This window comes from Pararhodobacter sp. (assembly GCF_036802785.1).
Taxonomy (GTDB): domain Bacteria; phylum Pseudomonadota; class Alphaproteobacteria; order Rhodobacterales; family Rhodobacteraceae; genus Pararhodobacter.
Map to the genome: position 1 here is coordinate 14,388 of NZ_DAIRVN010000020.1, position 25,746 is coordinate 40,133.

Here is a 25,746-nt window from a genome sequence, read left to right on the forward strand (position 1 = left end):
GTTCACTCCGCTGCGTGTTTCAGGGCTGCCAGATCATCTTCCAGCGTATAGCTGTCCAGCATGCGGTCAACCAAACCTACCGAGCCATCCCAGTCAAAGGTGCGGAAGGCGTGGTTCTTGGTAACAAAGGTCGCGCCGGCATAGAACATCTCATACTGCGTGTGGCGCGAGGCGAATTCCGATCCGATCGCATCCCACGCCAGCTTGAAGAACTTCACCCGGCCCTCGGAATCGGTGGTCGGTGATTGCTGGGTCTTGGCGATCAGGGCGCGGGTTTCGGGGTCGGCGAAATCGGCGACGGAAGAGGGGAGCATGATCAGCCCGCCGCCCGCCAGATCGCGCAACTTGCCGATGAAGTCATTGTAGCTTTGCTGCGTCAGCACCTGCGCGGCATAGAGCGTGGCCGGATCAGGGACGAAATAGCCGTTGCGCAGGCTGCCTTTGACCTCCATCGAATGCACCAGCGCATCGACCATCGTGCACTGCGCCGACAACTGACCCAGCGTTTCGCGCACCGGGGGGAAGTTGATGATGCCATTGGTTTCAGCAATCTTGCGGGCGATGCCGGTAAGAAAGCGCATTTTTACCATCAGGCGGATCTGGGCCTGATAGTTCTGGTAAACATGCGCCGGGGTGGCGTGAAACTGCGCCGCCGTCATGCGGATGTCCTGATTGACGAACACCCGGTCCCACGGAACCTTCACATCGTCGAAATAGAGCACGGCATCGTTTTCATCAAAGCGCGAGGCCAGCGGGTAATCGAACACGCTCGATGCCGCACCCTCATAGCTTTTGCGCGACAGGATCTTCAGACCCTTCGTGTTCATCGGAATGGCGAACGAGATCGCATAGCGCTCTTCGCCCTCGCGCAACGGCTGGATGCAGGTAACAAACACCTCGTTGGCAACGATCCCGCCGGTGGCCAGCATCTTGGCACCCCGGATTGTCAGCCCCTCGCTGTCCTGATCGACCACCCCGGCTGTCAGGAACGGATCGGCCTGTTCATGCGCGGCTTTTGAGCGGTCGGCCTGCGGGTTGATGATGACATAGGTCAGATACAGCTCGTTATCGCGCGCATGGCGGTAATAGGCCTCAAGCGCTCCGGCGCGCACCGGGTCATGCTCCTGAAAGGCCGGCAGGCCCATGACCATCCCCGAAATGCACGAGGCGACATGATCGGGTGCACGGCCCAGAAACCCGCCGTGCAGCTCTGTCCAGGCAACCAGCGCTTGACGGCGCTCAACCAGCTCGGCATGGCTGCGCGGCAGTTGCCAGATCCGGTTCGCCCGCTCACCTGAGCCGGTGTCAAAGGTCATCATCTCGATGTTTTCAGGGCGCGACTGGAAGTCATAAAGCCCCGCCACCGACTCCACCACGCGGCGGAAGGCGGGGTGCGTTGTCACATCATCGACGCGGCCACCGTCAATATGAATCTCGCGGCCATCGCGCAACGAGGCGACGTGATCCTTTCCGGTCTTCAGCATTTTCGTTCTCCTGTGGGGGGAATCAGTAATGGATGTCCAGCGGCCAGAGCGGCGGCGCCTCGTGCGGGCGGTCAAGCCCGGCATAGCGCCCCTGCGCAAAAACCAGCGGGCGGCGTTCGGGATGGGCGGTAAAGCGGTGGATGCGGGCGATGAACAGCACATGGTCGCCCCCATCGTGCTGCGCATGGGCGTCGCATTCAAAGACGGCGGCAGCGCCATGCAGCAAAGGCGCGCCGCCATGGCCCGGCGCATGGTCCAGCCCCTCCCATTTCGGGCCGGGGCGGGCAAAGCGGTTTGACAATGCGCGCTGCGTCTCGGCCAGCGCATGGATCGCGTAACTGCCCGCGCGTTCCCATTGCGGCAGGCCGCGCGCCCGGCGGTCGATCGAGAACAGCACCAGCGGCGGGTCCAGCGACAGGGCGTTGAACGAACTCATCGTCATGCCCAGCAGTTCATCCTCCACGCGCGTGGTCACGATGCAGACGCCGGTCGGAAACTGCCCCAGCGCCCGGCGCAGGGCCATCGGATCCGGGGCGGGCGTGGGCGCGGTCATTGCTGGCTTCCGCTGTCATCAAGCAGGTAGTCAGACAAGGTCACCGCACGCTCGGCACTGCGCCGCAAGTCGCGGATGATCTGGCACTGGCGTGCAAAATCTTCGCGCGAGAGCGGCTCAAAGATGGCGTCATTGACCTCACGCTGAAGGGGGGCAAGCTGGCGCAGCAGCGAACGGCCCCGCTCGGTCACACTCAGGCGCACACGGCGCATGTCATCGGGGTTGGGCGCCTTGTCCAGCACACCCAGTTTGACCAGCTTGGTTGTCTCAACGGTGACGAAGGGCGCTGAAAGGCCAAGATGATCGGCAAGCTCCCTGACCCCTACGCCCGTTTCGCGCTGCAACTGCCGGACCGAGACCAGAAGCGTGTATTGCACCCCGGTCAGGCCGATGAAGCCCCCGAACCGGGCGCGGACATGCTCAAGGCTGGCGAGCAGCGACAGCATGTCATGAAGCATGTCGCGGAAGGGGGAATCTGACCCCTGAACAAGCAGTTCCTCGCGGCTGACGGTCAGGTCCGGGTGGGGCTCGGTCTCCATCGATTCGCCTTGCTGATCTGGTGATATTTCAGCAATGATTAACTAACCTAGCTATTTTGTCAAACTAATTTTCGACGGGCCAGTGCCGGGTGCCGGCCAGAGGCCCGCCGCTAGTCTTCCGTCACGACGGCAGCGAAATCGTCCAGATCGGCGATCTTTCCCAAGGCGGTGCGCCCGAATTTGCTGCGCGTCGACAGCAGAAACGCGCGCGCCGAGGCGGCCATTGCGGCGCGCTTCACCGCGATTTTCGACAGATCGAAATCCATCACCCGCCCCGCCGGGTCTATCGCCGAACAGGCGATCAGCGCGAAATCCAGATGGATGGCGGCCAGTTTCAGCACCGTATCCTCACCCACCAGCGAGCCGTCCTTTCCCGCCAGACGCCCCCCCAGCACATAAACCGTGTGGCTGCCGGGGTCGAAAGCCATTGCTGCGCGCATCGAGGTGGTGAAGACGGTGAACCCCTGCCGCTTTGCAAGTTCGCGCGCGCAGGCCTCAACCGTGGTGCCCACATCCAGAAAGAGGGCCGCACCCGCCGGGATCAACGCCGCCGCCTTGCGCGCCACCGCCAGCTTGGCAGGCTTTCCGATCTCGCGCTTGGCGCTGTAGTCAAGGCGCGCGGCCTCTATCGCTTCTGCGGGGCCCGCGCCGCCATGAAACCGCTGAAGGCGGCCACTGTCCGACAGGGCGATGATATCGCGCCGCACCGTCTGGGCCGAAACCCCGAACTCTGCCGCCAAGGCCTCAATCGTCACATAGCCGTTCTGCGTGACCCGCTCCAGAATCGCGGCCTGTCGCTGCGAAAGGGGTGCGCCCGGTTGGTGTGCTGTCATATTTCTGTGTCATTCATCTGCCAGATTGTAAGATATCTTACAGGCTCTGGACGCCTTTGCAATGTCGCACATCTTCACCCTCGGAACCGATGACACCGTCTTTATCAATGGCGCGCGCCTTGACCCGCTGGCGTGGCGGACAGATGCACCGGTACCGGCCGGGACAGGCCAGCCGGTCAGCGCACAGGTGGCGATGAAAGCGCTGTCGCGCCGCTTTCCGCTCAGGCATCTGGTTGTGGGGGTCATCGGCCCGCGGGAGGCAACGGCTGCGCAGGTGTCAACGGCAGAGGCGCTTGGTGAAGCGCTTGGCGTGCTTGGCGTGACGGTGATCTGTGGCGGGCGTTCGGGCGTCATGGAGGCCGTGTGCAAAGGGGTATCAGCGGCAGGTGGCCTTGCCATCGGCATCCTGCCCGGCAGCACCCCGGATGAGGCAAACCCCTTCGTCGGCATTCCGTTGCCAACCGGCCTTGGCGAAGCGCGCAACATGATCATCGCAAAATCCGCCCGGGTTCTGATCGCGGTGGGTGGCTCTTACGGAACGCTGACCGAGGTCGCCTATGGGCTGCACTTTGGCAAGGCCGTCATCGGCCTGAGCGATGCGCCAAGGGTGGAGGGGGTGCAGCATGCCGACAGCGTCGGGGCTGCGATCCGCCTGATGCTGGAGGCGCTGGCCGCCGCCGCCATTGCCGCCGGGCAGGCGCCGGATTGTAAGAGTTCTTCCAGATGACAGGTCAGCCGGTTCTCAGCCTCGAAAACGTCACCCGCCGTTTCGGCGAGGCCGTGGCGGTCGATGATGTTTCGCTTGACCTGCATGAGGGGGAGTTCGTGGCGCTTCTGGGTGCCTCCGGCTGCGGAAAATCGACGACCCTGCGTCTGCTTGCCGGGCTGGAGCAGGTCAGTGCCGGGCGGGTTCTGCTGCGGGGGGCCGATGTGACCGCCGACACCGCCTCGGCGCGTAATGTCGCGCTGATGTTCCAGTCTTACGCGCTTTACCCGCATCTGACGGTCTATCAGAATATCGCCATGCCGCTGCGCCTGCGCCGCCTGTCTGTCGCCGGGCGGCTTCCGGGGGCCGGGCTGGTCCGGCCCGCTGTCCGGCACGCGCTGGCCGGGATCGACGCCAAGGTGCGTCAGGTCGCCGCTATGTTGCGGCTGGACCCGCTGCTGGCGCGCAAACCCGGCCAGCTTTCCGGCGGGCAGCAGCAGCGGGTGGCGCTGGCGCGCGCCCTTGTGCGTGATCCCTCCGCCTTTCTGCTGGATGAGCCACTCTCAAACCTCGATACCCAGCTGCGTGCCGACACGCGTGATGAGATCCGGGCGCTGCACAAGAGCACCGGCTATCCGTTCCTGCTGGTGACGCATGATCAGTCCGACGCACTGTCAATGGCCGACCGGATTGCGGTGATGATTGCGGGCCGGATCGTTCAGGTGGGAACGCCGGAAAGCATCTACAAGCGGCCCCTGTTGCGCGCGGTTGCCGAATTCATCGGGCACAACCGGATGAACATGCTTCCGCGCGGCGCGGCGGCGGCGCTGCACCCTGCCGGGGCGCAGCTTGACCTTGGTGTCCGGCCTGAGGATCTGAGCATCAGCACTGATGGCACGCTGGAGGTGCGGGTCGAAAGCCATGCCTATCACGGCGAAGAGACGATCCTGAGCCTGAGAGGCGCGGATGGCACCGCGCTGCGCGCTGTATTGCGCGGCGACATGGCCTTGCCGCCGCAGGGCGCTGCTGTCCGGGTTTCGGCTCCGCTTTCGGCGCTGCATGCCTTCGGCACCGATGGCCGGCGGGTGCCGCTGTGAGGATGGTGCGGCGCATTCTGACGGACGTTCTTCTTGCCGGGCCCGCCGCGCTGGCAGTGGTGCTGTTCATCTTCCTGCCCGTGGCGGTGGTGTTTGTGCTGTCGTTCACCGATTATCAGTTCGGTGCCCGCAGCTTTGAATGGGTCGGCATCGGGAACTATGCCGACCTCTTCGGCTCCCGCCAGGGCCGCAACGCGCTGACCAATACGCTGATCTATGCCGCTATCGTCATCCCCGCCTCGGTCGGTCTGGGGCTTCTGGTGGCGCTGGGGCTGCACGGCATCGCCGGGTCCATGCCGCGGGTCTCGGCGTTGCTGCGGGCGGTCTATTTCCTGCCGGTGGCGGCGACGCTGGTGGCAATGGCTGTCGCCTGGCAGATGCTGCTGCATCCCTCGATGGGGCTGGTGAACCAGTGGCTGTCGGCGCTTGGCATACCGGGGCGGCAATGGCTCAGCGATCGTGGCATCGTCCTGTATACGCTGGCGGGCATCGGTGTCTGGCAAAGCGTCGGCTACAACATGGTGCTGTTTCTTGCCGGTCTCGCAGCGATCCCGCCGACCCTCTATGACGCCGCCTCGGTTGACGGGGCGGAAAGCGGCTGGGACAGGTTCTGGATCGTCACCTGGCCAATGCTGGGGCCAACCACGCTTTTCGTGATGATCGTCACCGCTGCCAATGCCTTCCGGGTGTTCGAGACGGTCGCAACCATGACGCAGGGCGGGCCCGCGTTCGCATCCGATACCATTGTCTACGCGCTGTATCGTGAGGGGTTCGTCTATTTCAAGGCGGGCTATGCAAGTGCCATCACGGTGGTGTTCTTCGCGGCGCTTCTTGTCCTGACCGCGATCCAGATCGCGCTGGTTGAGCGGCGGGTGCATTACCGATGAAACCCGCAACGCTGATATCGCTTGGCCTGATCTGCCTTGGCGCGGTTATCGTGATCCTGCCTTTCGTCTGGATGGTCTCGGTCTCGCTCAAGTCACATGCCGAGATTTTCACACCGCATGTCACCCTCCTTCCACGGGCGCCGACGCTGGGGAATTACTGGCACGCGCTGACCGAAACCGCCATTCCGGTCTATCTGCTGAATGGTGCGATCGTGACGGCGGGCATTCTGGTGCTGCAACTGGCGATCAGCGTTCCCTGTGCCTATGCGCTGGCGCACCGGCGCTTTGCGGGGCGGGGGTTGCTGTTCGGCGCGATTGTCGCGGCGCTTCTGGTGCCGTTCCATGTCACCGCGATACCCGTCTTTCTGGGTTTCAGCCGGTTGGGCATTCTCAACACCTATACCGGCCTGATCCTGCCGTTCATTGCCACGGCCTTTGGCCTGTTCCTTCTGCGGCAGGCCTTCGCGCAGATCCCGGCTGAGCTGATCGACGCGGCGCGCGTCGATGGCATGTCCGAGATGGGGATTGCCTGGCGCGTGGCGTTTCCGCTGGGGATGCCCACGGTAATTGCCTTTTCGATCTTTTCGGTCACCGCGCACTGGAATGACCTGTTCTGGCCGCTGATCGCCACCACCGACCCCGGGCTGGCCACGCCGCCACGCGGCATCCTGTATTTCCGCGATCAGGAGAGTGGCGACAACATCGGCCCGCTGATGGCCGGGGCAACGCTGGTGACCGCGCCGCTGATCCTTGCCTTCCTGCTGGCGCAGCGCCGCTTCGCGCAGGGCCTTGCCGGGGCGGGACTGAAGAGATGAGGACCGAGCATCAACATGAGGCCGCATGGCCCGCCGCACTCCCCCACGCAGCCAAACTCCTATCCAGAGGTCATCCATGAAACATCTACTTTTGTCCGCCGCTCTCGGCTTTGCCGCAAGTGCCGCGGCAGCGCAGACCGAAATCCGCGTTCACTACGCCATTCCGACCATCTGGGCGCAGACCCAGCAACTGCTTGCCCAGGAATTCATGGCAGCGCATCCCGATATCCGGGTGGTCCTCGACGGCCCGGCCGAAGGGTATGAAGAGGGCGTGCAACGCCTGCTGCGCGAAGGGATCGCGGGCACGGCGCCGGACCTTGCCTATGTCGGCCTGAATCTCTGGCGCGTCCTGGAAGATCGCGGCGTCCTTCAGCCGCTGGACCCGTTCCTGCCCGAAGACCCCGGCGCGGCGGGCTATACACCCGCGCTTCTGTCACTTGGCCGGTTTGAAGACACCCAGTGGGCGCTTGGCACCTCAGGCTCGACACTGGTGATGTATGTCAACCCGTATCTGGTTGAGCAGGCGGGCGGCTCGATGGAGGATTTCCCGACCACCTTTGATGGCATCATCGCGCTGGCCGCCGATATTGACGCGCTTGGCGGCAATACCGAGGGGGTCTGGATCGCGCGTCATGACTGGCGATTCCAGTCGCTGCTGGGTTCGCATGGCGGGCGCCCCATGACGCCGGATGAAAGCGACATCGCTTTTGATGACGCGGCGGGCTTTGCGGCGGCGGGTCTCTACCGCCGCTTTGCAGAGGAGGCCGGGATGTCATCCATGTCAGAGAATGACGCCCGACAGGCATTCCCCGCGGGGACACTGGGTATCATGTTCGACAGCTCGGCCCTGCTGACCCGCTTCACCGAAGGGGCGGGCGATGGGTTCGAGGTGGTGGTGCGGCCCCTTCCCGTTGTGGCCGAAGACCCCTCCACCGTATATTTCCCCACCGGCGGCTCGGCCATTGTCATGCTGGCGGATGATCCGGCGGTGCAGCAGGCCGCCTGGGAATACATCGCCTTCGTCACCGGGCCTGAAGGGCAGCGCATCATCGTCGAAAACACCGGCTACGCGCCTGCCAATGCGCTGGTGATCGAAGATGACGCCTATCTGGGCGCCTATTACGCCGAGAATGAGAATGCCCGCGTCGCCCATGCGCAGGTCGCCGCCTATGCCGGCCCCTGGTATGCTTTTCCGGGCGCCGAAGGGGTCGCCGTCACCGACCTGATCGCCGCTGCCATGGTTGAAGTGGCGGACGGGGCCGATGTCGAAGCGACGGTGTCGGAACTGGCGGATACGCTGCGCGCCCGGCTGGGCATGAACTGACGACAGCAAAAGGGCCGCGCGGCACGGGCTTGGCCCGGTGCCGGGCGGCCCCCTCTGAACGCCTCAACGGCCCCGGATGATTTTCACAATGTCCTTTTCCAGCAGGTAGGTGCTGGAAATCAGCTTTCCGTCCAGCACCAGTGCAAAAACCCCATAGGGCGAGGGCGCGAGGCCGCGCAGCGCATCGGCGCTTTCGATCACCCGGTCAGAAAAGGGCAGGCCCAGTTTCTGAGCGGCGCTGCGGGCGTTTTCAGCCGCATCGGCCAGATAGGGGCATTGCGCCGAACGCAGCACATTCAGCCCGGGGCCAAGCGCGCGCGCCTTTTCCTCCCATCCCTGACACAGGCGCGGCGTGGGGCCGGGGGCGAAGGCCCGCAGCATCAGGGCAAACCCCGGCGGGGCATGATCGACGGGCACATAGCCCCGCCGCTCCAGAACGCCGGGGGCGATCAGCCAGTTGCCAGTGCTCGTCAATGCCGCGACACCGCGATAGCCGTTCTGCTTTGCCCAGCCCTCAACCTCGTCCAGCAGCAGGCCGGAATAGCCGTTTCCCTTGCTTTTGCCGACGACCCACAGGCAATGGATGACGACAAAATCCTCAGCCCCCTCAATGCCGCGCCATGCGTAGCGGCCGGGTATGAACTCGACAAAGCCGCGCTCGCCATCCCCCAGCAGGCGCAGCTGCAAACCCTCGGTGAAGCGCGCGCGCAGCCATGCCCGCTTGGCCTGCCAAGCCTCCGACTTGCGCGCGCTCATCTTGCAGAAAAAGCCCGTGGCATCGACAGATGCGTCGGTCACTGTGACAATGCTGACCATACGGCCGCTCCTTTGCCCGTCAGAACACGGCGCAGCCTGACACTGAGGCCCTACAGACCGAATGATCTGCGTCAAACCATCTCGCGGAAAGCGGCGGCGAGCGCGTCAAGCACGGCACGGACCCGGGGCACGCGCGCCAGATTCTCATGCGTCACCAGCCATGTATCGAGATGGGCAAGCACGATGCCGGGCAGCACACGCGCCAGCCGCGGATCGGCGCTGGCCACCGGCACCTGCGCAACGGCAATCCCCAGACCCGCGCGCGCAGCAGAAAGCATCGCGGGGTGGCTGTCGGTGCGCAGCACAATGCGGCCGCGCAGGTTCAGGCTTTCCACCAGCGCCAGATCGCCGCGCTGCCGGTCAGGGCCGATGAAATCATGCGTGTCGAGTGCGGCAATGCTGGCAGGATGGCCGCGCCGCGCCAGATAGTCGGGCGAGGCGAAGAACCCCAGCGGGATCGTGGCGACCTTGCGCGCCACCAACGCCTCCTGCTGCGGGGTGATCGTGCGCACCGCCACATCGACTTCCTGCGCCAGCAGGTTGGCGGGGGCGTTGCTGAGCACCATCTCGATGCTGATCTGCGGATGCGCGCGTTGCAGGCGCGCCAGCATCGCGGGGATCACCTCGATGCCCATGAAGTCAGGCACGCTCAGCCGCACCGTTCCCGCCAGCGCATCAGCGGGGGCTTAGGCTGCGCGCACGAAGCGGTCTGCCGCCATGGCCGTGGCGCGGGCGGGTTCGCGCAGGGCCTCGGCGGTGGGGGTGGGAGTCAGACCGCTGCCGGAGCGGGTGAAAAGCACCGTTCCCAGCCGTGCCTCCAGCCCTTCGATCCGGGCGCGCACGGTCGGATGCGACAGGCCAAGATGGCGGGCGGCAGCAGACAGGCTGCCCTGTTCAAGGACCGCCAGAAAGATGCGCTGATCGTCCCATGCCGGAGGGTTGCTCATAACTTTCTTACTAGCACCTGTCGGATTTCTTGCAATTCCTTTTCAGGCTCAGGCGCGGCATTCTGCCTGCATCAACATGGATCAGGAAGGGGACGGGTGAATGCAGGGTCAACAAATCGCGCTTGTGCTGGGGGCAACCGGCGGGGTCGGCGGCAGTATTGCGGCGGCGCTGCTTGCACGGGGCTGGCGGGTTCGCGGGCTGGCGCGCGACACGCAAAACGCGCGCCGCACCGGCCCTGCCGGGGTGGACTGGCGGCAGGGTGATGCGATGGTGCGCGGGGATGTGCTGCGCGCCGCCGAAGGGGTTGGCGTGATCGTTCATGCGGTGAACCCGCCGGGCTATCGCAACTGGGCGGGTCTGGTGCTGCCGATGATCGACAATACGATTGCCGCGGCGCGGGCGGCGGGCGGGGCGCTGGTTGTCCTGCCCGGCACGATCTACAATTTCGACCCGGCGAAAACCCCCTGCATCACCGAAGACAGCCCGCAGCACCCCAAAAGCCGCAAAGGGCTGATCCGCGTGGCGCTTGAGCAGCGGCTGCGCGACGCCGCCCCGGAGGTGCCCGCGCTCATCCTGCGGGCCGGAGATTTCTTTGGGCCCGGCGCCCGCTCAAGCTGGTTTTCGCAGGCGATGGTGGCACCCGGCAAGCCGCTCAGGCGCATCATCAACCCCTCGCGCGGGCCGGGGCACAGCTGGGCCTATCTGCCTGACCTTGCCGAGGCTTTCGCCCGCCTGATCGACCGGCGCGCGGACCTGCGGCCTTTCGAGGTTGTGCAGTTTGAGGGGCATTATGATGCGGATGGCGGGCAGATGATTGCAGCGCTGCGCCGGGCCGCCGGGCGGAAGCTGCCGGTCCATGCGCTGCCCTGGTGGCTGTTCGCGCTGGCGGCGCCGTTCGGCGGGTTCGCCCGCGAGGCCGCTGAAATCGCCCCCTACTGGCGCCACCCGATGAAGCTGGACAACAGCCGCCTGCGCGCCCTTCTGGGCGAGGAGCCCGCAACGCCGCTTGATCAGGCGGTGCGCAACGCGCTCGCGGCTCTGGGGTGCCTTGAGGGGTCAGCGGTTCAGCGCGCGGCGCTGGCTCAATGAGTGCGGCGCGCGCCTTAACGGCCCGTCAGGCTGCCGAGGCGCGCATCGTCACCACGCCCCGGGCATCGGCGATCCACAGATCGGCCTGCGCAGTGTCACTGGCGTGGCACCCGTTCACGCTGAACGTGCCGCCGTCAAACAAGGGCGCGGTGCCGCGAAAGGTGAAGCGGGCGGGCAGGGGGCGGTTCATCATCATACCCGCCATCCGCAGCAGGTAGGTTGCCTGTAGCGGGCCGTGAACGATCAGCCCGGGATAGTGCTCTTCGCTGCGGCAATACTCCCGGTCATAATGGATGCGGTGGCCGTTGAAGGTCGCAGCGGAATAGCGCATCAGCAGCACCGGCGTTGCATCAATCGTCAGGCGCGCATCGGGCACCGGCTGCGCCGCAGGGTCTGGTGTGGCGCCCGGCGGTGCGTCGATACCGCGATAGACGATGTCGTGGCGCTCGCTCAGCGCAAGGCCGCGCGGGCTGTGATAGTCGTGGCGCACTTCCACGAAACACAGCGTGCCGGTGCGCCCCTCCTTCACTGACACATCCGCGACGCGCGAGTGGCGGCGCACCAGATCGCCCACCCGGAAATCGCCGTGAAAAGCCAGCTCACCCCCCGCCCACATCCGCCGGGGCAGGGGCACCGGCGGCAGAAAATCACCCCGCGCGGGGTGGCCGTCCGGGCCAAGGCGCTGCATCGGCGCAATCTCGGGCGACAGGCACCAGTGGACGCCGGCGGGGGCGGGGTCGCCCGGTTGCAGGGTGACGGGTTCATCCAGAACGGCGGCAAGGGAGTTGGCCAGACGCGGGCTGATCTCATCTTCGCTTTCGCGCGCAGCCCCGATCCAGCTTTTCAGATGCTCAACATCAAGCGTCATTTCCGCTCCCCCCTCAGAATGCCGCAGTCAGGCGATGTGCAGCGCCCGTGACAGGCCAGAGAGAATACGCGCACCATCGGCGGTGACAATGGCGACTTCCTCAAGGCGGATGCCGAAGCGACCGGGCAGATAGATCCCCGGCTCGATGGTAAAGACCATGCCTTCCTCAAGCAGATCGGTGTTGGCCGAGGTCATATAGGGCGGCTCATGCACCTCGGTTCCGATGCCATGGCCGGTGCGATGGGTAAAGAACGCGCCATAGCCTGCCTGCTCGATGACCCCGCGCGCCGCGTCGTCGACGGCGTGGGCGGGCACCCCGGGGCGGACGGCAGCAAGAGCGGCGACCACGGCGGACTCGACCACGGCATGCACGTCATCATAACCCTCAGGCGCGTGGCCGTAAGCCGCCATGCGGGTGATGTCGGAATAATGCGCACCCTTGCGCCCGCCGATATCGACCAGCACCACATCGCCCGGCGCCAGAGTGCGCGGGCCGCTGTGATGATGGGGGAAGGCGCTGTTCGGACCAAAGGCCACGATGCCGAATTCACAGCGCGCCCCATGGGCGGCAAAGGCGTCGCGCGCGACCTGAACCATCTCGGTCTCGGTCACGCCCGGGCGCAGTGCTGCGCGCACGGCTTTCTGTGCCTCGTCAGCGATGCGGGCGTTTTCGGCCAGCGCTTCGCATTCCCCGGCATCCTTGATCAGCCGCAGCGCGCCCACTTCAGCACCCGCAAGGCTGTGCGCCGCACCGGGCAGGGCATCCAGCAGCATCAGCGCGTGATCGGCGCGCATGGTCTCATCCAGCGACAGTCTGCGCGGCGCGGGGCAGATATCGGCCAGCGTTTCGGCCAGCGCCTGCGCCGGGCCGGTGGCATCCGCCCATTCGTGGAACGGCAGGTCGGTGTGCTGGCGCGCATCGGTGGCGTTGAGCGCGGGCATCACCCAAGCGGCCTTCTCATGCCCCACCAGCAGCAGGCAAAGGCGCTCATCCGGATGGGGCGCGAAGCCCAGAAGCCAGTGCATATGCGCGCCGGGCGCCAGTGCCAGAAGCTCGGTTCCGGTGGCTTTCATCTGCTGTTGCAGGCGTCTGAGGCGGGCGGCGGGATCGGTCTTTGTCATGCCGGGGGCTCCATGGGGACAGCGGCCAGTGCGGCCAGAAGCGTGGCGCGGTGGGTGGCGACCAGCGCCTCCAGCCTGGCCACACGCTCAGGGGTGAAATGGCCTGCCGCGTCAAGAATGTTCACGGTGCCGACGACCCAGCCATCGTCATCGGCCACCGGCATGTTCAGCGCCGATTCGCAGCCAAGCGCGTTGATCAGCGCATGGTCTGAGAAATAGATGGCAAATTCGGGCGTGGAATTGGCCACAAAGCTTTTCCCGTCGCGGATGACCTGCCCGCTCCATGCGTCGGCGCGCATCGGTTTGGTGCCCGAGGTCGGATATTCATCAGGGTGCGAGGTATAGGCGCGCCGCGCCAGCCCCGCCGCGCGGTCAAGCACGGTGACGGTAAAGAGGCGCGCACCGCAGCTTTCCTGCGCGGCGGCGTGAAGGGCGGCAAAAACCGCATCCGGGTTGTTCAGGGTCATGGCTTTTCTTTGGGCAGAGGGCATTGCAGCAGGCGGCGGCGCAGTGCCGCCACCCGCAAGGGCTGATCAGTTCTTTTCGACCAGACGGTAATACACGAAGTCTGAGTTGGAGCCGTTGACAAAGCCGGTCACGTTATCGGCCATCGCCACCTGTTTGACGGCCTGAAACATGATCACGAAGGGTGCCTCCGCCTGCATTTCGCGCTGCAGTTCCAGATACATCTCGAGGCGACGGTCGGCGTCCTGCTCAGAGAGCGCGGCCATCGTCAGCTCGTTGATTTCCGCAGGCGGCATCCATGCGTTGCGCCATGTCGTGGTGGAGACATAGGCATCATCCGAGTTGTCGGCGTTATAGGCGAATGCCTTGGCGTTCGAATGCGGGTCCATGAAATCCGGGCCCCAGTAGAGCAGCATCGCCTGATGGGTGCGGGCGCGGTAGCGGGTGATCACCTGCGCGCCGGTGCCGGGCATGATTTCAAAGTTGATCCCGGCCTCGGCAAAGGTCTGTTGCAGCGACTGCGCCATGTCGTTGAACGGGTTGGCGTTGATCACATCCAGCGTGACGGTGACGGGCAGTTCCACCCCGCCCTCTTCCAGGATCTGGCGCGCGCGCTCAGGGTCATAGGTGAAGGGCGTGTCGGTCAGCGCGCCGGGGAAACCGGCGGGCCAGAAGGCCTGATGCACCTGCATCTGACCGTTGAGGAAGCTGTTCGCCATCCCCTCGTAATCCACCAGATAGCGCGCCGCTTCCCAGATGGCCGGGTTGGTCAGGCTCTCGGTATTCTGGTTGAACGAGACCCAGTGCACGGCGGCCTGCGGGAAGGTTTCAACGCGCACCGCATCATTGCCCTCAAGCCCCGAAACCTGATCCGGCGTCAAGTTCTTGGCCATGTCCACATCGCCCGATTCCAGCAGCAGGCGCTGGGTCGATGCCTCGGCGACATGGCGGATCAGGATCTGCTCCATCGCGGGCGCACCGGCGAAATAGTCCGGGTTGGCATCCAGCATCAGCACTTCGCCGGGGCGGAAGGTGCGAAGCCGGAAGGGGCCGGTGCCCGCGCTGTTCTGGTTGAGCCAGTCATGGCCCATGTCGCCATCGACCTCATTGGCCATGACGGTTTCCATGTCGACCACCGACGCGGGGCGCGAGGCCAGCACGTTCAGCACGAAGGACGGCGCGAAGTCACCGGCCCAGCGGATGGTGACGGTGTTGCCGTCGGCGCTGACCATCTCGTCAAAATTGTCAGCCGTCCAGCCCAGATTGCCCAGAATGAAGGCAGGCGCGCGGTCCATCACCACGACGCGGCGCCAGCTGCCCACCACATCCTCGGCGCGCAGCGGGTTGCCGGAATGGAAGGTCACGCCATCGCGCAGGGTGAAGGTGATGGTGCGGTTCTCGGCGTCAACGTCCCACTCGGTTGCAAGGCCGGGTGCGAGGATTTCGGTATCAACCGCGTCATACTGCACAAGCTGGTCATAGGTGTTGGTGACATACTCGCCCGAGCTGAACTCATAGGCCGTCGCCGGGTCGATGGTGACGATGTCATCAATGTTCTGCGCAACGACCAGTGCATTGTCAGGTGTCGCGGCCAGCGCCGGGGCTGTGGCGAGGGCCAGCAGGCTGGCGGCAAGGGTGGTTCTGATGAGTTTCATATAGCCTCTCCTGTCGTTGGTTTTTCAGGCGTTCTCGGGTGGGGTGCTGCCGAACAGGCGCATTGAGGTGCCGGTCCACAAAAGCCGGGCCGGGCCATCGCCGTCATTGGCGAATGAATGCGGCGTATCGCCCATGAAATGGAACGAATCGCCGGGGTTGAGCAGGATCACCGCATCGCCCAGCGTCTGGCGGATGCGGCCTTCGAGCACATAAATCATCTCTTCGCCGGTGTGGCGCGTCACCTCGGAGGCATAGCCTGCGGGGATATGGATGATCAGCGATGAGAGCGAGCCACCGGGCAGGCGCGTATCCAGCCGCTCGTAGGCCAGCGAGCTGTCGGCGAGCGAAAAGCGCGCGCGCTCCCCAGCGCGGGTGACGGCATCGGCGGGCTGGGGGGTGGCGATGAACCAGTTGATCTCAACCCCCAGCGCGGCGGCAAGGCTGGCGAGTGTGCCCAGCGACGGCGTGGCCTTGTTGCGCTCAACCTGACTGAGAAATCCCACCGAGATGCCCGCCTCATCGGCCAGGGCCTGAAGCGTCAACCCGGCCTTGCGCCGCAATTCCCGGATGCGGCCACCGAACTGCGGCGCCTGGGCCTGACTGGCCGAGGCATCGCTCTGTCGTAACGGTGCAGACATGGGAATCCTTTCACGGGCGGGCGTTGTTCGCTCTTTTTTGACGCTAGTAAAAAAATTTTGATCCGTCAAAGTTTTTTTGTTACACCCTCGTCATCCACCGGCTGACCGCCGCCCGGCGGCCCTTGCCGTCCGTTCTGTTGAGGAGAGTTGCATGGCCCAGGCCCCCCGCCTGTTCGGACCCCTCGCCACCCGCGCCGCGCCGCTGGTGTGGTTTGTGCTGATCATCACGATGACCTTCCTGGGCCTTCTCGCCATCACCTTCGTGATTGGCCGCGTTGTGCCCATTGACCCGGTGCTTTCCGTCGTCGGTGACCGCGCCTCGCGCGCGACCTATGATGCCGCGCGGCTGGCGATGGGGGTCGATGACCCCCTTGTGGTGCAGTTCCTGCGCTATGTCGGCGATGTGGTGCAGGGTAATCTGGGCCGCTCTGTCAGCACCGGGCGCCCGGTGGCCGAAGATCTGGCGCGGGTGTTCCCGGCAACGCTGGAGATGGCGACCTTTGGCATCATCATCGGTGTGGTGATCGGTGTGCCGATGGGGGTGATCGCCGCCGCGCGTCAGGGCTCGTGGATTGACCAGATCATCCGGGTTCTGGCGCTGGCGGGCTATGCGATCCCGGCCTTCTGGCTGGGTCTGGTGGGGCTGGTGATCTTTTACGCCAAGTTCCGGCTGGTGGGCGGGCCGGGGCGGATTGATATCTTCATGGATGGCATGGTGCCGGTGCGCACGGGGCTGTTGCTGATCGACAGCCTGATCGCCGGTGACATGCGCGCCTTCCGCTCGGCCTTTTCGCATATCGTGCTGCCCGCGACCATTCTGGGCTTTTTCAGCCTCGCCTATATCGCCCGCATGACCCGCAGTTTCATGTTGGAGCAACTGGGGCAGGAATACATCACCACCGCCCGCGTCAAAGGCGCGCCGGAATGGGTGATCATCTGGCGGCATGCATTCCGGCCCATTCGGGTGCAGCTGATTACCGTGATCGGGCTTTCTTACGCGGGCCTGCTGGAGGGCTCGGTCATGATTGAAACCGTGTTCTCATGGCCCGGTATCGGCAATTATCTGACGACGGCGCTGCTGAACGCGGACATGAACGCGGTTCTGGGCGCGACGCTGGTCATCGGCGCGGTGTTCATCACCATCAACAAGGGGTCCGACCTGCTTTACCGGCTGCTGGACCCGAGGGCGCGCGCATGAACATGGCATTCCTTTCCCGCGACTGGCTGCTGAGCGAGGATCCCGAAACCCGCGCGCAGGCAAGGCTGGGGCAATTCTACCGGCTGGTGCGCGCGCTGATGCGCAACCCGCTGGCGATGGTGGGGCTGGCGATCATTGTGGCGCTGCTGGTGGTGGCCGCTTTCGCGCCGTGGATCGCGCCCTATTCGCCCTTGCAGGGCAGCCTGCAAAACCGCCTGCAACCGCCGTCCTCGCTGCACTGGATGGGCACCGATGAGCTGGGCCGCGATATCCTCAGCCGGGTGATCCATGGCGCGCGGATCACGCTGTATATCGTGCTCTTGGTGGCGGTGATCTCGGCGCCGCTGGGCCTGATTGTCGGTGCGGTTTCGGGCTATTTCGGTGGCTGGGTGGACCGGGTGCTGATGGGCCTGACCGATATCTTCCTGTCGATGCCCCGGCTGATCATGGCGTTGGCCTTTGTCGCCGCCCTTGGCCCGGGGATTGAAAACGCGGTGATTGCCATCGCCATTACCGCATGGCCGGTCTATGCCCGCATCGCGCGCGCCGAAACCCTGACCTTCCGCACTGCCGAGTTCATTTCCGCCGTGCAGATGCAGGGCGCCAGCCACGCGCGGGTGATCTGGCGGCATGTGATTCCGCTCTGCCTGTCCTCGACCATCGTGCGGGTGACGCTGGATATGGCGGGCATCATCCTGACTGCTGCGGGCCTCGGCTTTCTCGGCCTCGGCGCGCAGCCGCCGCTGCCGGAATGGGGCGCGATGATCTCGCGCGGGCGGGCGTTCATTCTGGATCAATGGTGGGTCGCCACCATGCCGGGCTTTGCCATCGTCATCGTCTCGCTGGGCTTCTGCCTGTTCGGCGACGGTCTGCGCGATGTGCTGGACCCGAAAGGCAAGGTGAAATCATGAGCCTTCTGCATGTTGAAAACCTGCGCGTCCGCTTTCCCACCGAGCAGGGTGAGGTGGAAGTGGTCAAGGGCCTGACCTTTGATCTGGGGCGTGAGCGGCTGGGGATTGTGGGCGAATCGGGCTCGGGCAAGTCGATGACCGGCCGCGCGCTGATGGGGCTGATTGCCCCGCCGGGAAAGGTGACGGCAGACCGGCTGGAATTCGACGGGATCGACCTGCGCGGCATGCCTGAGCGTGAGCTGCGCAAGCTGCGCGGTGCGCGGATGTCGATGGTGATGCAAGACCCCAAGTTCAGCCTCAATCCGGTGATCCGCATCGGTGAGCAGATCGGCGAGGCGTTGCAGTTCCACCGCCGCATGCCCGCCCGTGCCCGCAAGCAGGCGGTGCTTGAGGTGCTGGAGGCTGTGCGCATCAATGACCCGGAACGCGTTTACCGGCTGTTCCCGCATGAGGTGTCGGGCGGGATGGGCCAGCGGGTGATGATCGCCATGATGGTGGTGCTGGAGCCTGACCTGATGATCGCGGATGAGCCGACCTCGGCGCTGGATGTGTCGGTGCGGGCGACGGTGCTGGAAATTCTGGATGATCTGGTGCGCAGGCGGGGGATGGGGCTGATCCTGATTTCGCATGACCTTGATATGGTGGCGCGCTGGTGTGACCGGATTCTGGTGATGTATGCCGGAAAGGTGGTCGAAGAATGCGCCGCCGGAAAGCTGCATGAGGCGACGCACCCTTATACGCGCGGGTTGCTGGCCTCGGTGCCCCGGCTGAATGAGACACGCAGGCGGCTGCCGGTGCTGGACCGCGCGGCGATCGGGGCGGGCACATGATCGGTATTGAGAACCTGACCGTCAGCTTTGGCGGCACTCCCGTGGTGCATGGCGTCAGCTTTGCGGTGGCGCAGGGCGAAAGCTTTGCGCTGGTGGGTGAAAGCGGATCAGGCAAATCGACGATCCTGAAGGCGATTGCCGGGCAGGCACCGGAATGGACCGGCACCATCCGCATCGGCGGCGACAGCCTCGGCAGGCGGCGCGATGCGGCCTTTGTGCGCCGCGTGCAGATGGTGTTTCAGGACCCCTACGGCTCACTCCATCCGCGCCGTTCAGTTGATGATACGCTCAGCGAGCCGCTGGCGGTACACCGGATCAAGGGCCATGACGCCAAGGTTCTGGCGATGCTGGATGCCGTGGGCCTGTCACGTCGCTTCCGGTTCCGTCTGCCGCACCAGCTGTCCGGCGGGCAGCGCCAGCGGGTGGCGATTGCGCGCGCGCTGATGCTGGAGCCGGAGGTGCTGCTGCTGGATGAGCCGACCTCGGCGCTGGATGTCTCGGTTCAGGCGGAGATCCTCAACCTGCTGGCCGATCTGCGCGAAGAGCGCGGGCTGACCTATCTGCTGGTGACGCATGATCTGCCGATTGTCTCGTTTCTGTGCGACCGGCTGGGCGTTCTGCGTCAGGGCGAACTGGAAGAGGTGACCGAGGCGTCAGAGCTGCGCGCGGGCCGGTTGCAAAGCGACTATGGCCGCGAGCTTGTGGCGCGCAGCGTTGTGAGTGAGCCCGCACAGCAGGGGTGCTGAAAGGGCGCCGGAAAAACTAATCCAGAAAGGCACTTGCATATGAAGGCGCTAAAGGGTATCTAGGTCAGGCAAAGCATCTTCGTTCGACCTTCTGTCTCCTAACGGCCTCAGTTGCGACTCTGACGACACTGAGCCGGGCCATCGCGATCATGTGGGTGGCATTTATAAAAGGAGACATCACGATGGCTAATGGCACCGTGAAATGGTTCAACGCAACTAAAGGCTTCGGCTTCATCGCTCCCGCTCATGGCTCGAAAGACGTGTTCGTTCACGTTACCGCTCTTGAGCGCGCCGGCATTCGCCAGCTCGATGACGGCCAGGCAGTGACCTTCGATCTCGAAAGCGATCGTAACGGCCGCGAATCGGCAACGAACCTCGCCCTCGCCTGAACCTCAGGTTCGGCAAGAGCAGATATTGAAACGGGGGTGACGCAAGTCACCCCCGTTTTCCGTTTTGTGCCCCGTGAGGACTGATTTTCAGCCTTTCCGGTCGGCAAGATTTCAGGGCCGGAACGTCCCGGCCCTGCGGGCCAACGCCTGCATTATGCGCAGGCCGGGGTGCCGCTGCGCATTCGCGCGAATCCCTCTCATGGCAACCGCTTCGGGTCGCGTGGCGCGGCGATGCGCTCTTTCTCGCGCATCGCGGGGTGGCGCGGGGCAATCCCGCCCGTTGAAACGGCGGAGGTGAAATCCTTCCGGCAGGCCGGGCAGCGCCCCGCTGCCGCGCGGGGTATCAGCGCGCCACAACCGGCGCAAACGGGCGGGATGAACCGGCGAAACATCGCGGCGTTCCTTCTGCTATGGTCGTTGGGTGCCGATGGCCGGTGCTTATGCCCCGGCCACGGTCGCGCGCCCGGCGGCCACCGCCAGCACGGTCATCGCGCGCTCTTCGCCTGCGCGGGTGGTCCAGCGGAAACGGTCGCCTTCAGACAGACCCAGCAACGCCACGCCGACCGGCGTCAGGACCGAGACGATCCCACGGCTGATATCGGCCTGCTCAGGCCATGCCAGCGTCACCTGCTGGGTGCGCCCGGTCTGCTCGTCGCGGTAGCTCAGCACGCTGCCGATGGTAATGACATCGGCGGGCAGCCGCGCCGGAGGGACCAGTTTGGCCGAGGTCAGTTTGTTGACCAGCGGATAGGCAACCTCAGGCAGGCGCGCGACGGCGGCGCCCGCAAGCGATTCCAGCCGCTCGATCAGGGTTGAGTCGATGACCGCGCGGGCGCGGCGAAGGGAACGGGACATGACAGCCTCCAACAAGAATGTGAATTTCGACCCGGTTTCGGGGGTCAGGCGCAGTGAGCGCGGCCAGATGCGGCCTGCGTATGGACGGCAAGCACCTGCACCTCGCCCCTCACGCCGTCGCCACTGATCAGCGGCGCGCACTGACCGGCTGACATGCCGATCAGCGTGATACCAAGGAACGAGCCCACGGGCAGACCACGCCCGCGCGCCGGGTAATCCCAGTGGTAAAGCGTGCAGGTCATGGGCCGCTGGCGACCGGTTGCAAAGCTGATGCGGGCCGCGCCGGTGACCGTGCCGGGGCGCAGTTCATCGGCGGGGATGATCTGCGCATCGGCTGACTTTGCGCGAATCAGGCGGGCGAGGCGCAGGAATCCGGCGCCGCCCAGCTCCTCGCACCGGCGGCGATGCGCCTGCATCTGCCAATAGTCGCCCGGGCTGAGCAGGGCACGCAACGGGCGCAAGGTGTCGATATCGGCATCGCGCCGCGCCGGGCGGTCAACCTGCGCAATGTGCCCGGCACCGCCCGGGTGCAGGGTATCGGGGTGATAATGCATGATGACTCCTCGACGGGCAGATGCCCGTCCGGCTGACCTTGGTTCTCAGAGAAATGTTACCCCGGGTGGAGGCGTCAGCAGGTGACCGCCTCTGCCCGGGGCAGAGAGCGCGTCAGCAGGGCATCGGACCGTGTCCGGACCCTGATAAGAGGAAACAACATCACCATGCGGGAGGAGATAGGCAGCAGGGCGCAAGGAGTCAATCTGACCGCCCGAAAAGCGGTAATTTCGTCAGCCTGTCGCCCTTATGGCACAGGTTGGGCGTTCGCGCCCACCAACCCGCGGCGGCGCGAAACTGCCGGTAATACCGTGCCTGTGAATTGACATGCCCTGCACAACCAGCGCAATGCGGGCTGCACCTGACAAAAGGCGGAACCTGTGGCATTTCTGACCAGATATCGCGCTCAGTTCATCGGCGTGGCATTGACGCTTTTTCTGGGCATCGTGATTGCGGTGCTGACACTGGCCCCTGTCAGCAGTCAGGATGTTCCCGGCTCTGACAAGCTGCACCATGCCCTTGCATTCGCCGCTCTGGCCTTTCCGCTCTCCTTCGCGCGGTCAAGACTGGCTTTGCCGGTGGCGCTGGGCGTGATTGCCTATGGCGGGATGATCGAGCTGATCCAGCCATATTTCGGGCGCCAGGCAGAATGGGCAGATTTCCTTGCCGATATCCTAGGCGCAATCACGGGTGCGACACTGGGGGCGCAGTCCGGCAAATGGTACCGGCGCTATTGGTCATCCGAAGAGGCCGGGGCGGGGGATGCAAAGGGCTGAAGAGCGGTGACGACCCTCGGAACTGACGCTTGCCCATAAACTTGTAGATACAAGTAATTTCGCATATGCTGATCCCGATAGCGATTCCGTGACGGGGGGTGTGATGTGCCAGAAGGAAATGCAGGGTCTGACACGGCGCGCGGCTCTGACCGGGGCTGCCGCTTTGCCGCTGGTTCTTGGTTGGAGTGATACGGTGTCGGCCAGCCCTTATGACGAACTGCGCAGCGCACTGGATCAGGCCGTCAGTTCAGGCCGGGTGCCGGGGCTTGTGGCACTGATCGCGCGCGGGCCGGATGTCTGGACCCATATAGCAGGCCAGCGCGATCTGGAGAGCGGGGCACCTATGCGGCGCGACACGCTGTTCGCGGTGGCCTCCATCGGCAAGCCCCTGACCGCCGTTTCGGCGCTGATGCTGGTCGAAGACGGGGTTCTGGGGCTGGATGACCCGGTTGATCGCTGGCTGCCGGAACTGGCCGCGCCCCGCGTGCTTCGTCAGATGGACGGCGCACTGGATGACACCGCGCCCGCCACCCGCGCCATCACCCTGCGGGACCTGCTGAGCCTGCGCATGGGTCTGGGCGTTGTCTTTGCCGATGTGCCACTGGCCAGACGGATGCAGGAACTTGGCGTTGCGCCGGGGCCAAGGATTTACGGCGAGGATGTCGATACCTTCATGGCCGCGCTGGGCACCTTGCCGCTGGCCCATCAGCCGGGCGAAGCATGGCTCTATCACACCGGGCTGGATGTGGCGGGCGTTCTGGTGGCGCGGGCCAGTGGCATGTCGCTGGCGGAATTCCAGCGCAGGCGCCTCTTTGCTCCGCTTGGCATGGCGGATACCGGGTTTTCCGGCCCTGCCGACCGCCTCGCAACCCAGTATTCGCCCGATGCCGAGACCGGCGCGCTGGCGCACTGGAACTCCGCCTCAGGCGATAGCTTTGCACAAAGCCCGGTCTTTGAGGCGGGCGGCAGCGGGCATGTTTCAACCGTGGATGACTTTCTGGCTTTCGGGCGGTTTCTGCTCGCCGGGGGCATGGCCGGGAACCAGCGGCTCCTGTCGGCAGAGCTTGTGGACGAGATGCTGCGCGACCAGATCACACCCGCCCAGAAAGCGGCCTCGCCCTGGTTTCCGCCGGATTTCTGGGAAACACATGGCTGGGGTCTGGGCGTGGCGCTGCGCACCGCCCCGGAAAACGCGCGCGGCCGGTTTGGCTGGTGGGGCGGGTTTGGCACCGCCTTCTGGTGCGATCCGGCCACCGACACCGTCGCCGCCCTCTTCACCCAGCGCATGATGACGGCCCCGGATGATGCCGCCTTTGCCGAGAGTTTCATCAACGCGGCCTTTGATGCGCGATGACACTACGGCAGGAGTCATGATGGATCACCTTGATGCGGCGCGGGTCATGGCGGCGGAATGCCTGTGTTTCCGGGCCCGGCGCACGGCCCGGGCGATCACCCGCGCCTATGATGAGGCCTTGCGCCCGACGGGGTTGCAGGCCACGCAGGTCACATTGATGAGCACCATCGCGCTGGGGAAGGACGGGGCGCAGCCGATGGGCCAGCTTGCCGATATCCTCGCGCTTGAGATATCCACGCTGACCCGCAATCTGCGCGCGCTGGAAAGCGGGGGGCTGGTCGTAACAGGCCGCAGTGAAACCGACCGGCGTGTGTGTGTCGTCCGGTTGACCGGGGCCGGCAAGGCACGGCTGGCCGGGGCGCTTCCCTACTGGCAGCGCGCGCATGACGAGGTCATCCGGGCGATGGGGGCCGATACCGCCGCAACCCTTCACGCCGCGCTCGACGCCGCCGCCTTGCGGGGCAATGCCAGGCCGGGCTGACCGGCTTTTCCTGCCGCATGCCTCGTAGCCGCACCCATGGCGCCGCCAGCTTACCCCGCCGCTTCAACCTGCCTTGCGAAGCGCCCCGGCGCCGTTCCCACATGGCGGCTGAAGGCGGTGCTGAAGGTGCTGGCAGAACCATAACCAACCCGCCTCGCCACCTCATCAAGCGTCAGGCCACCACCGCGCAGCAGGCTCTTCGCCACGGCCATCCGCCAGCCCAGCAGGTATTCCATCGGTCGCAGGCCGACCGTGCGGGCGAACCGGGCAAAGAAGGCTGAGCGCGACATTCCCGCCACCTCTGCCAGTCTGGGAATCGTCCAGTCCTGTTCAATTGCGCCATGCATCCCGCGCAGGGCGGCGGCGATCCTCGGGTCGGCCAGCCCGTGCAACAGGCCCGGCTGTGCCCGCGTTGCCGGGGCCGCGCGCAGCGCTTCGATCAGCAGGATATCCACCAGCCGCTCCAGAATAAGTGCGCGCCCCATCTCGTCGCGCGCCGCTTCGTCGCCCAGCAGCTGCACCAGTTGCGCCAGCCGGGGCACGGCGCGGATATGGATCATCCGGGGCAGCAGCGACACCAGCAGGCCCGCATCGGGCGCATCAAAGGTGAACCAGCCGCCGAACTGGCGCACATCGGGCGGCCCCTCCTTGCGGCCATGGCGGATCTCCTGCCCGGGTAACAGTGCCGTTGCGGGGTCGATCCGGAGCGGCGGTGCGGGGGTGAGGCCGGACATGGTGAAGGCCGGTGTTGCGGGCAGCAACACAAAATCCCCCTCCTCCAGAATGACCGGCGCCTCCCCCTCCACCGCCAACCGGCAGCGTCCCTCGGTCACGGCGCAAAAGCCCGGATGGCCGAACGCGGCATAGCGCACGGCCCATGCCCCGGCGCCACTGATCCCTTTCGAGAAAACGGCGCGGGGCCGCAAAAGCCGGATCACCTGTGTCAATGGATCGGTCATTCAGGACTTATGCAAATGAAAACAGGATTACTGATCGAAGATAGTCCTGATCATGCCTGCTATCTCCGTCAGGTCAACATCAAACACAGGAGACTGACATGAAAAGCGTCCTCATCACCGGCACCTCATCCGGCTACGGGCTGGAAACCGCCCGCCATTTCCACGCGCAGGGGTGGAACGTCATCGCCACCATGCGCACCCCGCGCGAAGGCCTGCTGCCACAGTCCGACCGCCTCCGCATCCTGCCGCTGGATGTCACCCGCCCTGAAAGCATCGAGGCGCTGATCGTGGCGGCGGGGCAGATCGATGTGCTGGTGAACAATGCCGGCATCGGTGTGGTCGGCGCGTTCGAGGCGACGCCGATGGCGCATATCCGCAAGGTGTTCGAGACCAACACCTTTGGCGTGATGGCGATGGTGCAGGCGGTGATCCCGCGGATGCGGGCGCGCCGGGCGGGGGTGATTGTGAACGTCACCTCCAGCGTAACGCTGGCCCCGCATCCGCTGGCCGCCGCCTATACCGCCAGCAAACAGGCCATCGCAGGGTTCACCGGGTCGCTGGCGCATGAACTGGGCGCGTTCGGGGTGCAGGCGAAGTTGGTGGAGCCGGGCTATGCGCCGACGACGCGCTTTGCCGCGAACACCGACATTCCGGTGACGGACCTGATCCCCGAAGCCTATGCCGGTTACGCGGGCCCGGTCTTTGCAGCCTTCGCCAACCCGCCCCTGACGACGCGGGAAAGCGACGTGGCCGAGGCCGTGTGGCGGGCGGCAACCGACGGGTCAGACCGGCTGCACTACCCGGCAGGCGCGGATGCCGTGGCGCTGGCACGGATCGCGTGAAACAGGCGGTGGA

At 65.2% G+C, this 25,746-nt stretch carries 31 protein-coding genes; 15 read left to right on the forward strand and 16 right to left on the reverse strand.

Going from position 1 to position 25,746, the window contains the following annotated elements; all coding sequences use genetic code 11:
- Positions 1-2 precede the first annotated feature (2 nt).
- The 4 genes from V7Q53_RS09115 to V7Q53_RS09130 form a co-directional block, all read right to left on the reverse strand.
- Entirely contained in the window at positions 3-1,484 is a 1,482-nt protein-coding gene (locus tag V7Q53_RS09115) for a 4-hydroxyphenylacetate 3-hydroxylase family protein (RefSeq protein WP_333828227.1), read from the reverse strand.
- Between the two features lie 22 nt (positions 1,485-1,506).
- Positions 1,507-2,037 carry a flavin reductase family protein gene (locus tag V7Q53_RS09120; protein WP_333828228.1) on the reverse strand — a complete coding sequence of 177 codons (531 nt, stop codon included), beginning with the start codon at positions 2,035-2,037 and terminating at the stop codon, positions 1,507-1,509.
- The gene (locus V7Q53_RS09125; RefSeq protein ID WP_333828229.1) at positions 2,034-2,576 is read right to left on the reverse strand and encodes a MarR family winged helix-turn-helix transcriptional regulator; all 543 of its coding nucleotides are present in this window, start codon (positions 2,574-2,576) and stop codon (positions 2,034-2,036) included. Before V7Q53_RS09125 ends, V7Q53_RS09120 begins: the two co-directional genes overlap by 4 nt.
- A 110-nt stretch (positions 2,577-2,686) precedes the next feature.
- On the reverse strand, positions 2,687-3,409 hold the full coding sequence (locus V7Q53_RS09130; protein WP_333828230.1) for a DeoR/GlpR family DNA-binding transcription regulator: 723 nt from the start codon (positions 3,407-3,409) through the stop codon (positions 2,687-2,689).
- Between the two features lie 61 nt (positions 3,410-3,470).
- On the opposite strand from V7Q53_RS09130, the gene V7Q53_RS09135 reads away from it, so the two are divergent.
- From V7Q53_RS09135 to V7Q53_RS09155, 5 genes are all read left to right on the forward strand, one after another.
- The gene (locus V7Q53_RS09135; protein ID WP_333828231.1) at positions 3,471-4,136 is read left to right on the forward strand and encodes a TIGR00725 family protein; all 666 of its coding nucleotides are present in this window, start codon (positions 3,471-3,473) and stop codon (positions 4,134-4,136) included.
- Positions 4,133-5,212, forward strand: a complete 1,080-nt coding sequence (locus tag V7Q53_RS09140; protein WP_333828232.1) for an ABC transporter ATP-binding protein — start codon at positions 4,133-4,135, stop codon at positions 5,210-5,212. Before V7Q53_RS09135 ends, V7Q53_RS09140 begins: the two co-directional genes overlap by 4 nt.
- Complete coding sequence (locus V7Q53_RS09145; protein WP_333828233.1) at positions 5,209-6,099, forward strand: carbohydrate ABC transporter permease; 891 nt, start codon at positions 5,209-5,211, stop codon at positions 6,097-6,099. The genes V7Q53_RS09140 and V7Q53_RS09145 overlap by 4 nt, the downstream gene beginning before the upstream one ends.
- The gene (locus V7Q53_RS09150) at positions 6,096-6,914 is read left to right on the forward strand and encodes a carbohydrate ABC transporter permease (RefSeq protein ID WP_333828234.1); all 819 of its coding nucleotides are present in this window, start codon (positions 6,096-6,098) and stop codon (positions 6,912-6,914) included. The genes V7Q53_RS09145 and V7Q53_RS09150 overlap by 4 nt, the downstream gene beginning before the upstream one ends.
- 76 nt (positions 6,915-6,990) lie before the next feature.
- Positions 6,991-8,238, forward strand: coding sequence for an extracellular solute-binding protein (locus V7Q53_RS09155; protein ID WP_333828235.1), 1,248 nt, complete (start codon positions 6,991-6,993; stop codon positions 8,236-8,238).
- Positions 8,239-8,301: 63 nt separating this feature from the next.
- Here the strand turns inward: V7Q53_RS09155 and V7Q53_RS09160 are convergent, their stop codons facing one another.
- The 3 genes from V7Q53_RS09160 to V7Q53_RS09170 form a co-directional block, all read right to left on the reverse strand.
- On the reverse strand, positions 8,302-9,054 hold the full coding sequence (locus tag V7Q53_RS09160) for a hypothetical protein (RefSeq protein ID WP_333828236.1): 753 nt from the start codon (positions 9,052-9,054) through the stop codon (positions 8,302-8,304).
- Between the two features lie 71 nt (positions 9,055-9,125).
- On the reverse strand, positions 9,126-9,725 hold the full coding sequence (locus tag V7Q53_RS09165; RefSeq protein ID WP_333828273.1) for a substrate binding domain-containing protein: 600 nt from the start codon (positions 9,723-9,725) through the stop codon (positions 9,126-9,128).
- Between the two features lie 15 nt (positions 9,726-9,740).
- Complete coding sequence (locus V7Q53_RS09170) at positions 9,741-10,001, reverse strand: LysR family transcriptional regulator (RefSeq protein WP_333828237.1); 261 nt, start codon at positions 9,999-10,001, stop codon at positions 9,741-9,743.
- A gap of 100 nt (positions 10,002-10,101) precedes the next feature.
- Between V7Q53_RS09170 and V7Q53_RS09175 the strand changes: the two genes are divergently transcribed.
- Entirely contained in the window at positions 10,102-11,091 is a 990-nt protein-coding gene (locus V7Q53_RS09175; RefSeq protein ID WP_333828238.1) for an NAD-dependent epimerase/dehydratase family protein, read from the forward strand.
- A 25-nt stretch (positions 11,092-11,116) separates the two neighbouring features.
- Here V7Q53_RS09175 and V7Q53_RS09180 read toward each other — a convergent pair whose 3' ends face one another.
- The 5 genes from V7Q53_RS09180 to V7Q53_RS09200 all read right to left on the reverse strand — a co-directional run bounded on the left by V7Q53_RS09180 (position 11,117) and on the right by V7Q53_RS09200 (position 15,840).
- Positions 11,117-11,959 (reverse strand): FAS1-like dehydratase domain-containing protein, encoded by an 843-nt coding sequence (locus V7Q53_RS09180; RefSeq protein ID WP_333828239.1) that lies wholly within the window; start codon positions 11,957-11,959, stop codon positions 11,117-11,119.
- A 27-nt stretch (positions 11,960-11,986) separates the two neighbouring features.
- Positions 11,987-13,081, reverse strand: a complete 1,095-nt coding sequence (locus V7Q53_RS09185; RefSeq protein WP_333828240.1) for a M24 family metallopeptidase — start codon at positions 13,079-13,081, stop codon at positions 11,987-11,989.
- The gene (locus tag V7Q53_RS09190) at positions 13,078-13,548 is read right to left on the reverse strand and encodes a GAF domain-containing protein (protein ID WP_333828241.1); all 471 of its coding nucleotides are present in this window, start codon (positions 13,546-13,548) and stop codon (positions 13,078-13,080) included. The genes V7Q53_RS09185 and V7Q53_RS09190 overlap by 4 nt, the downstream gene beginning before the upstream one ends.
- A 66-nt stretch (positions 13,549-13,614) precedes the next feature.
- Positions 13,615-15,201: an ABC transporter substrate-binding protein gene (locus V7Q53_RS09195; protein WP_333828242.1), complete on the reverse strand. Its 1,587-nt coding sequence runs from the start codon at positions 15,199-15,201 to the stop codon at positions 13,615-13,617.
- A gap of 24 nt (positions 15,202-15,225) precedes the next feature.
- Complete coding sequence (locus tag V7Q53_RS09200) at positions 15,226-15,840, reverse strand: helix-turn-helix domain-containing protein (protein WP_333828243.1); 615 nt, start codon at positions 15,838-15,840, stop codon at positions 15,226-15,228.
- Positions 15,841-16,069: 229 nt separating this feature from the next.
- Between V7Q53_RS09200 and V7Q53_RS09205 the strand changes: the two genes are divergently transcribed.
- The 5 genes from V7Q53_RS09205 (at position 16,070) to V7Q53_RS09225 (ending at position 19,914) form a co-directional block, all read left to right on the forward strand.
- On the forward strand, positions 16,070-17,038 hold the full coding sequence (locus V7Q53_RS09205; protein WP_442954425.1) for an ABC transporter permease: 969 nt from the start codon (positions 16,070-16,072) through the stop codon (positions 17,036-17,038).
- A 2-nt stretch (positions 17,039-17,040) separates the two neighbouring features.
- Positions 17,041-17,949: an ABC transporter permease gene (locus tag V7Q53_RS09210; protein WP_333828274.1), complete on the forward strand. Its 909-nt coding sequence runs from the start codon at positions 17,041-17,043 to the stop codon at positions 17,947-17,949.
- On the forward strand, positions 17,946-18,779 hold the full coding sequence (locus V7Q53_RS09215) for an ABC transporter ATP-binding protein (RefSeq protein ID WP_333828245.1): 834 nt from the start codon (positions 17,946-17,948) through the stop codon (positions 18,777-18,779). Before V7Q53_RS09210 ends, V7Q53_RS09215 begins: the two co-directional genes overlap by 4 nt.
- On the forward strand, positions 18,776-19,525 hold the full coding sequence (locus V7Q53_RS09220; RefSeq protein WP_333828246.1) for an ABC transporter ATP-binding protein: 750 nt from the start codon (positions 18,776-18,778) through the stop codon (positions 19,523-19,525). The genes V7Q53_RS09215 and V7Q53_RS09220 overlap by 4 nt, the downstream gene beginning before the upstream one ends.
- 182 nt (positions 19,526-19,707) lie before the next feature.
- Positions 19,708-19,914: a cold-shock protein gene (locus tag V7Q53_RS09225; RefSeq protein ID WP_228662462.1), complete on the forward strand. Its 207-nt coding sequence runs from the start codon at positions 19,708-19,710 to the stop codon at positions 19,912-19,914.
- A gap of 197 nt (positions 19,915-20,111) precedes the next feature.
- On the opposite strand, the gene V7Q53_RS09230 is transcribed toward V7Q53_RS09225, so the two are convergent.
- The 3 genes from V7Q53_RS09230 to V7Q53_RS09240 are packed head-to-tail and all read right to left on the reverse strand — an operon-like array spanning position 20,112 to position 21,323.
- Positions 20,112-20,306, reverse strand: a complete 195-nt coding sequence (locus V7Q53_RS09230) for a hypothetical protein (protein ID WP_333828247.1) — start codon at positions 20,304-20,306, stop codon at positions 20,112-20,114.
- Positions 20,307-20,352: 46 nt separating this feature from the next.
- The gene (rnk, locus tag V7Q53_RS09235) at positions 20,353-20,769 is read right to left on the reverse strand and encodes a nucleoside diphosphate kinase regulator (RefSeq protein WP_333828248.1); all 417 of its coding nucleotides are present in this window, start codon (positions 20,767-20,769) and stop codon (positions 20,353-20,355) included.
- 44 nt (positions 20,770-20,813) lie between these two features.
- Positions 20,814-21,323 carry a hypothetical protein gene (locus V7Q53_RS09240; protein ID WP_333828249.1) on the reverse strand — a complete coding sequence of 170 codons (510 nt, stop codon included), beginning with the start codon at positions 21,321-21,323 and terminating at the stop codon, positions 20,814-20,816.
- Between the two features lie 378 nt (positions 21,324-21,701).
- On the opposite strand from V7Q53_RS09240, the gene V7Q53_RS09245 reads away from it, so the two are divergent.
- The 3 genes from V7Q53_RS09245 to V7Q53_RS09255 all read left to right on the forward strand — a co-directional run bounded on the left by V7Q53_RS09245 (position 21,702) and on the right by V7Q53_RS09255 (position 23,932).
- Positions 21,702-22,097, forward strand: coding sequence for a VanZ family protein (locus tag V7Q53_RS09245; RefSeq protein WP_333828250.1), 396 nt, complete (start codon positions 21,702-21,704; stop codon positions 22,095-22,097).
- 103 nt (positions 22,098-22,200) lie between these two features.
- Complete coding sequence (locus V7Q53_RS09250; RefSeq protein WP_333828251.1) at positions 22,201-23,451, forward strand: serine hydrolase domain-containing protein; 1,251 nt, start codon at positions 22,201-22,203, stop codon at positions 23,449-23,451.
- Positions 23,452-23,470: 19 nt separating this feature from the next.
- Positions 23,471-23,932: a MarR family winged helix-turn-helix transcriptional regulator gene (locus tag V7Q53_RS09255; RefSeq protein WP_333828252.1), complete on the forward strand. Its 462-nt coding sequence runs from the start codon at positions 23,471-23,473 to the stop codon at positions 23,930-23,932.
- Positions 23,933-23,982: 50 nt separating this feature from the next.
- On the opposite strand, the gene V7Q53_RS09260 is transcribed toward V7Q53_RS09255, so the two are convergent.
- Entirely contained in the window at positions 23,983-24,891 is a 909-nt protein-coding gene (locus V7Q53_RS09260) for an AraC family transcriptional regulator (protein WP_333828253.1), read from the reverse strand.
- Between the two features lie 98 nt (positions 24,892-24,989).
- Here V7Q53_RS09260 and V7Q53_RS09265 point away from each other — a divergent pair, with 98 nt between their 5' ends.
- Positions 24,990-25,733: an SDR family oxidoreductase gene (locus V7Q53_RS09265; protein WP_333828254.1), complete on the forward strand. Its 744-nt coding sequence runs from the start codon at positions 24,990-24,992 to the stop codon at positions 25,731-25,733.
- Positions 25,734-25,746 lie beyond the last annotated feature (13 nt).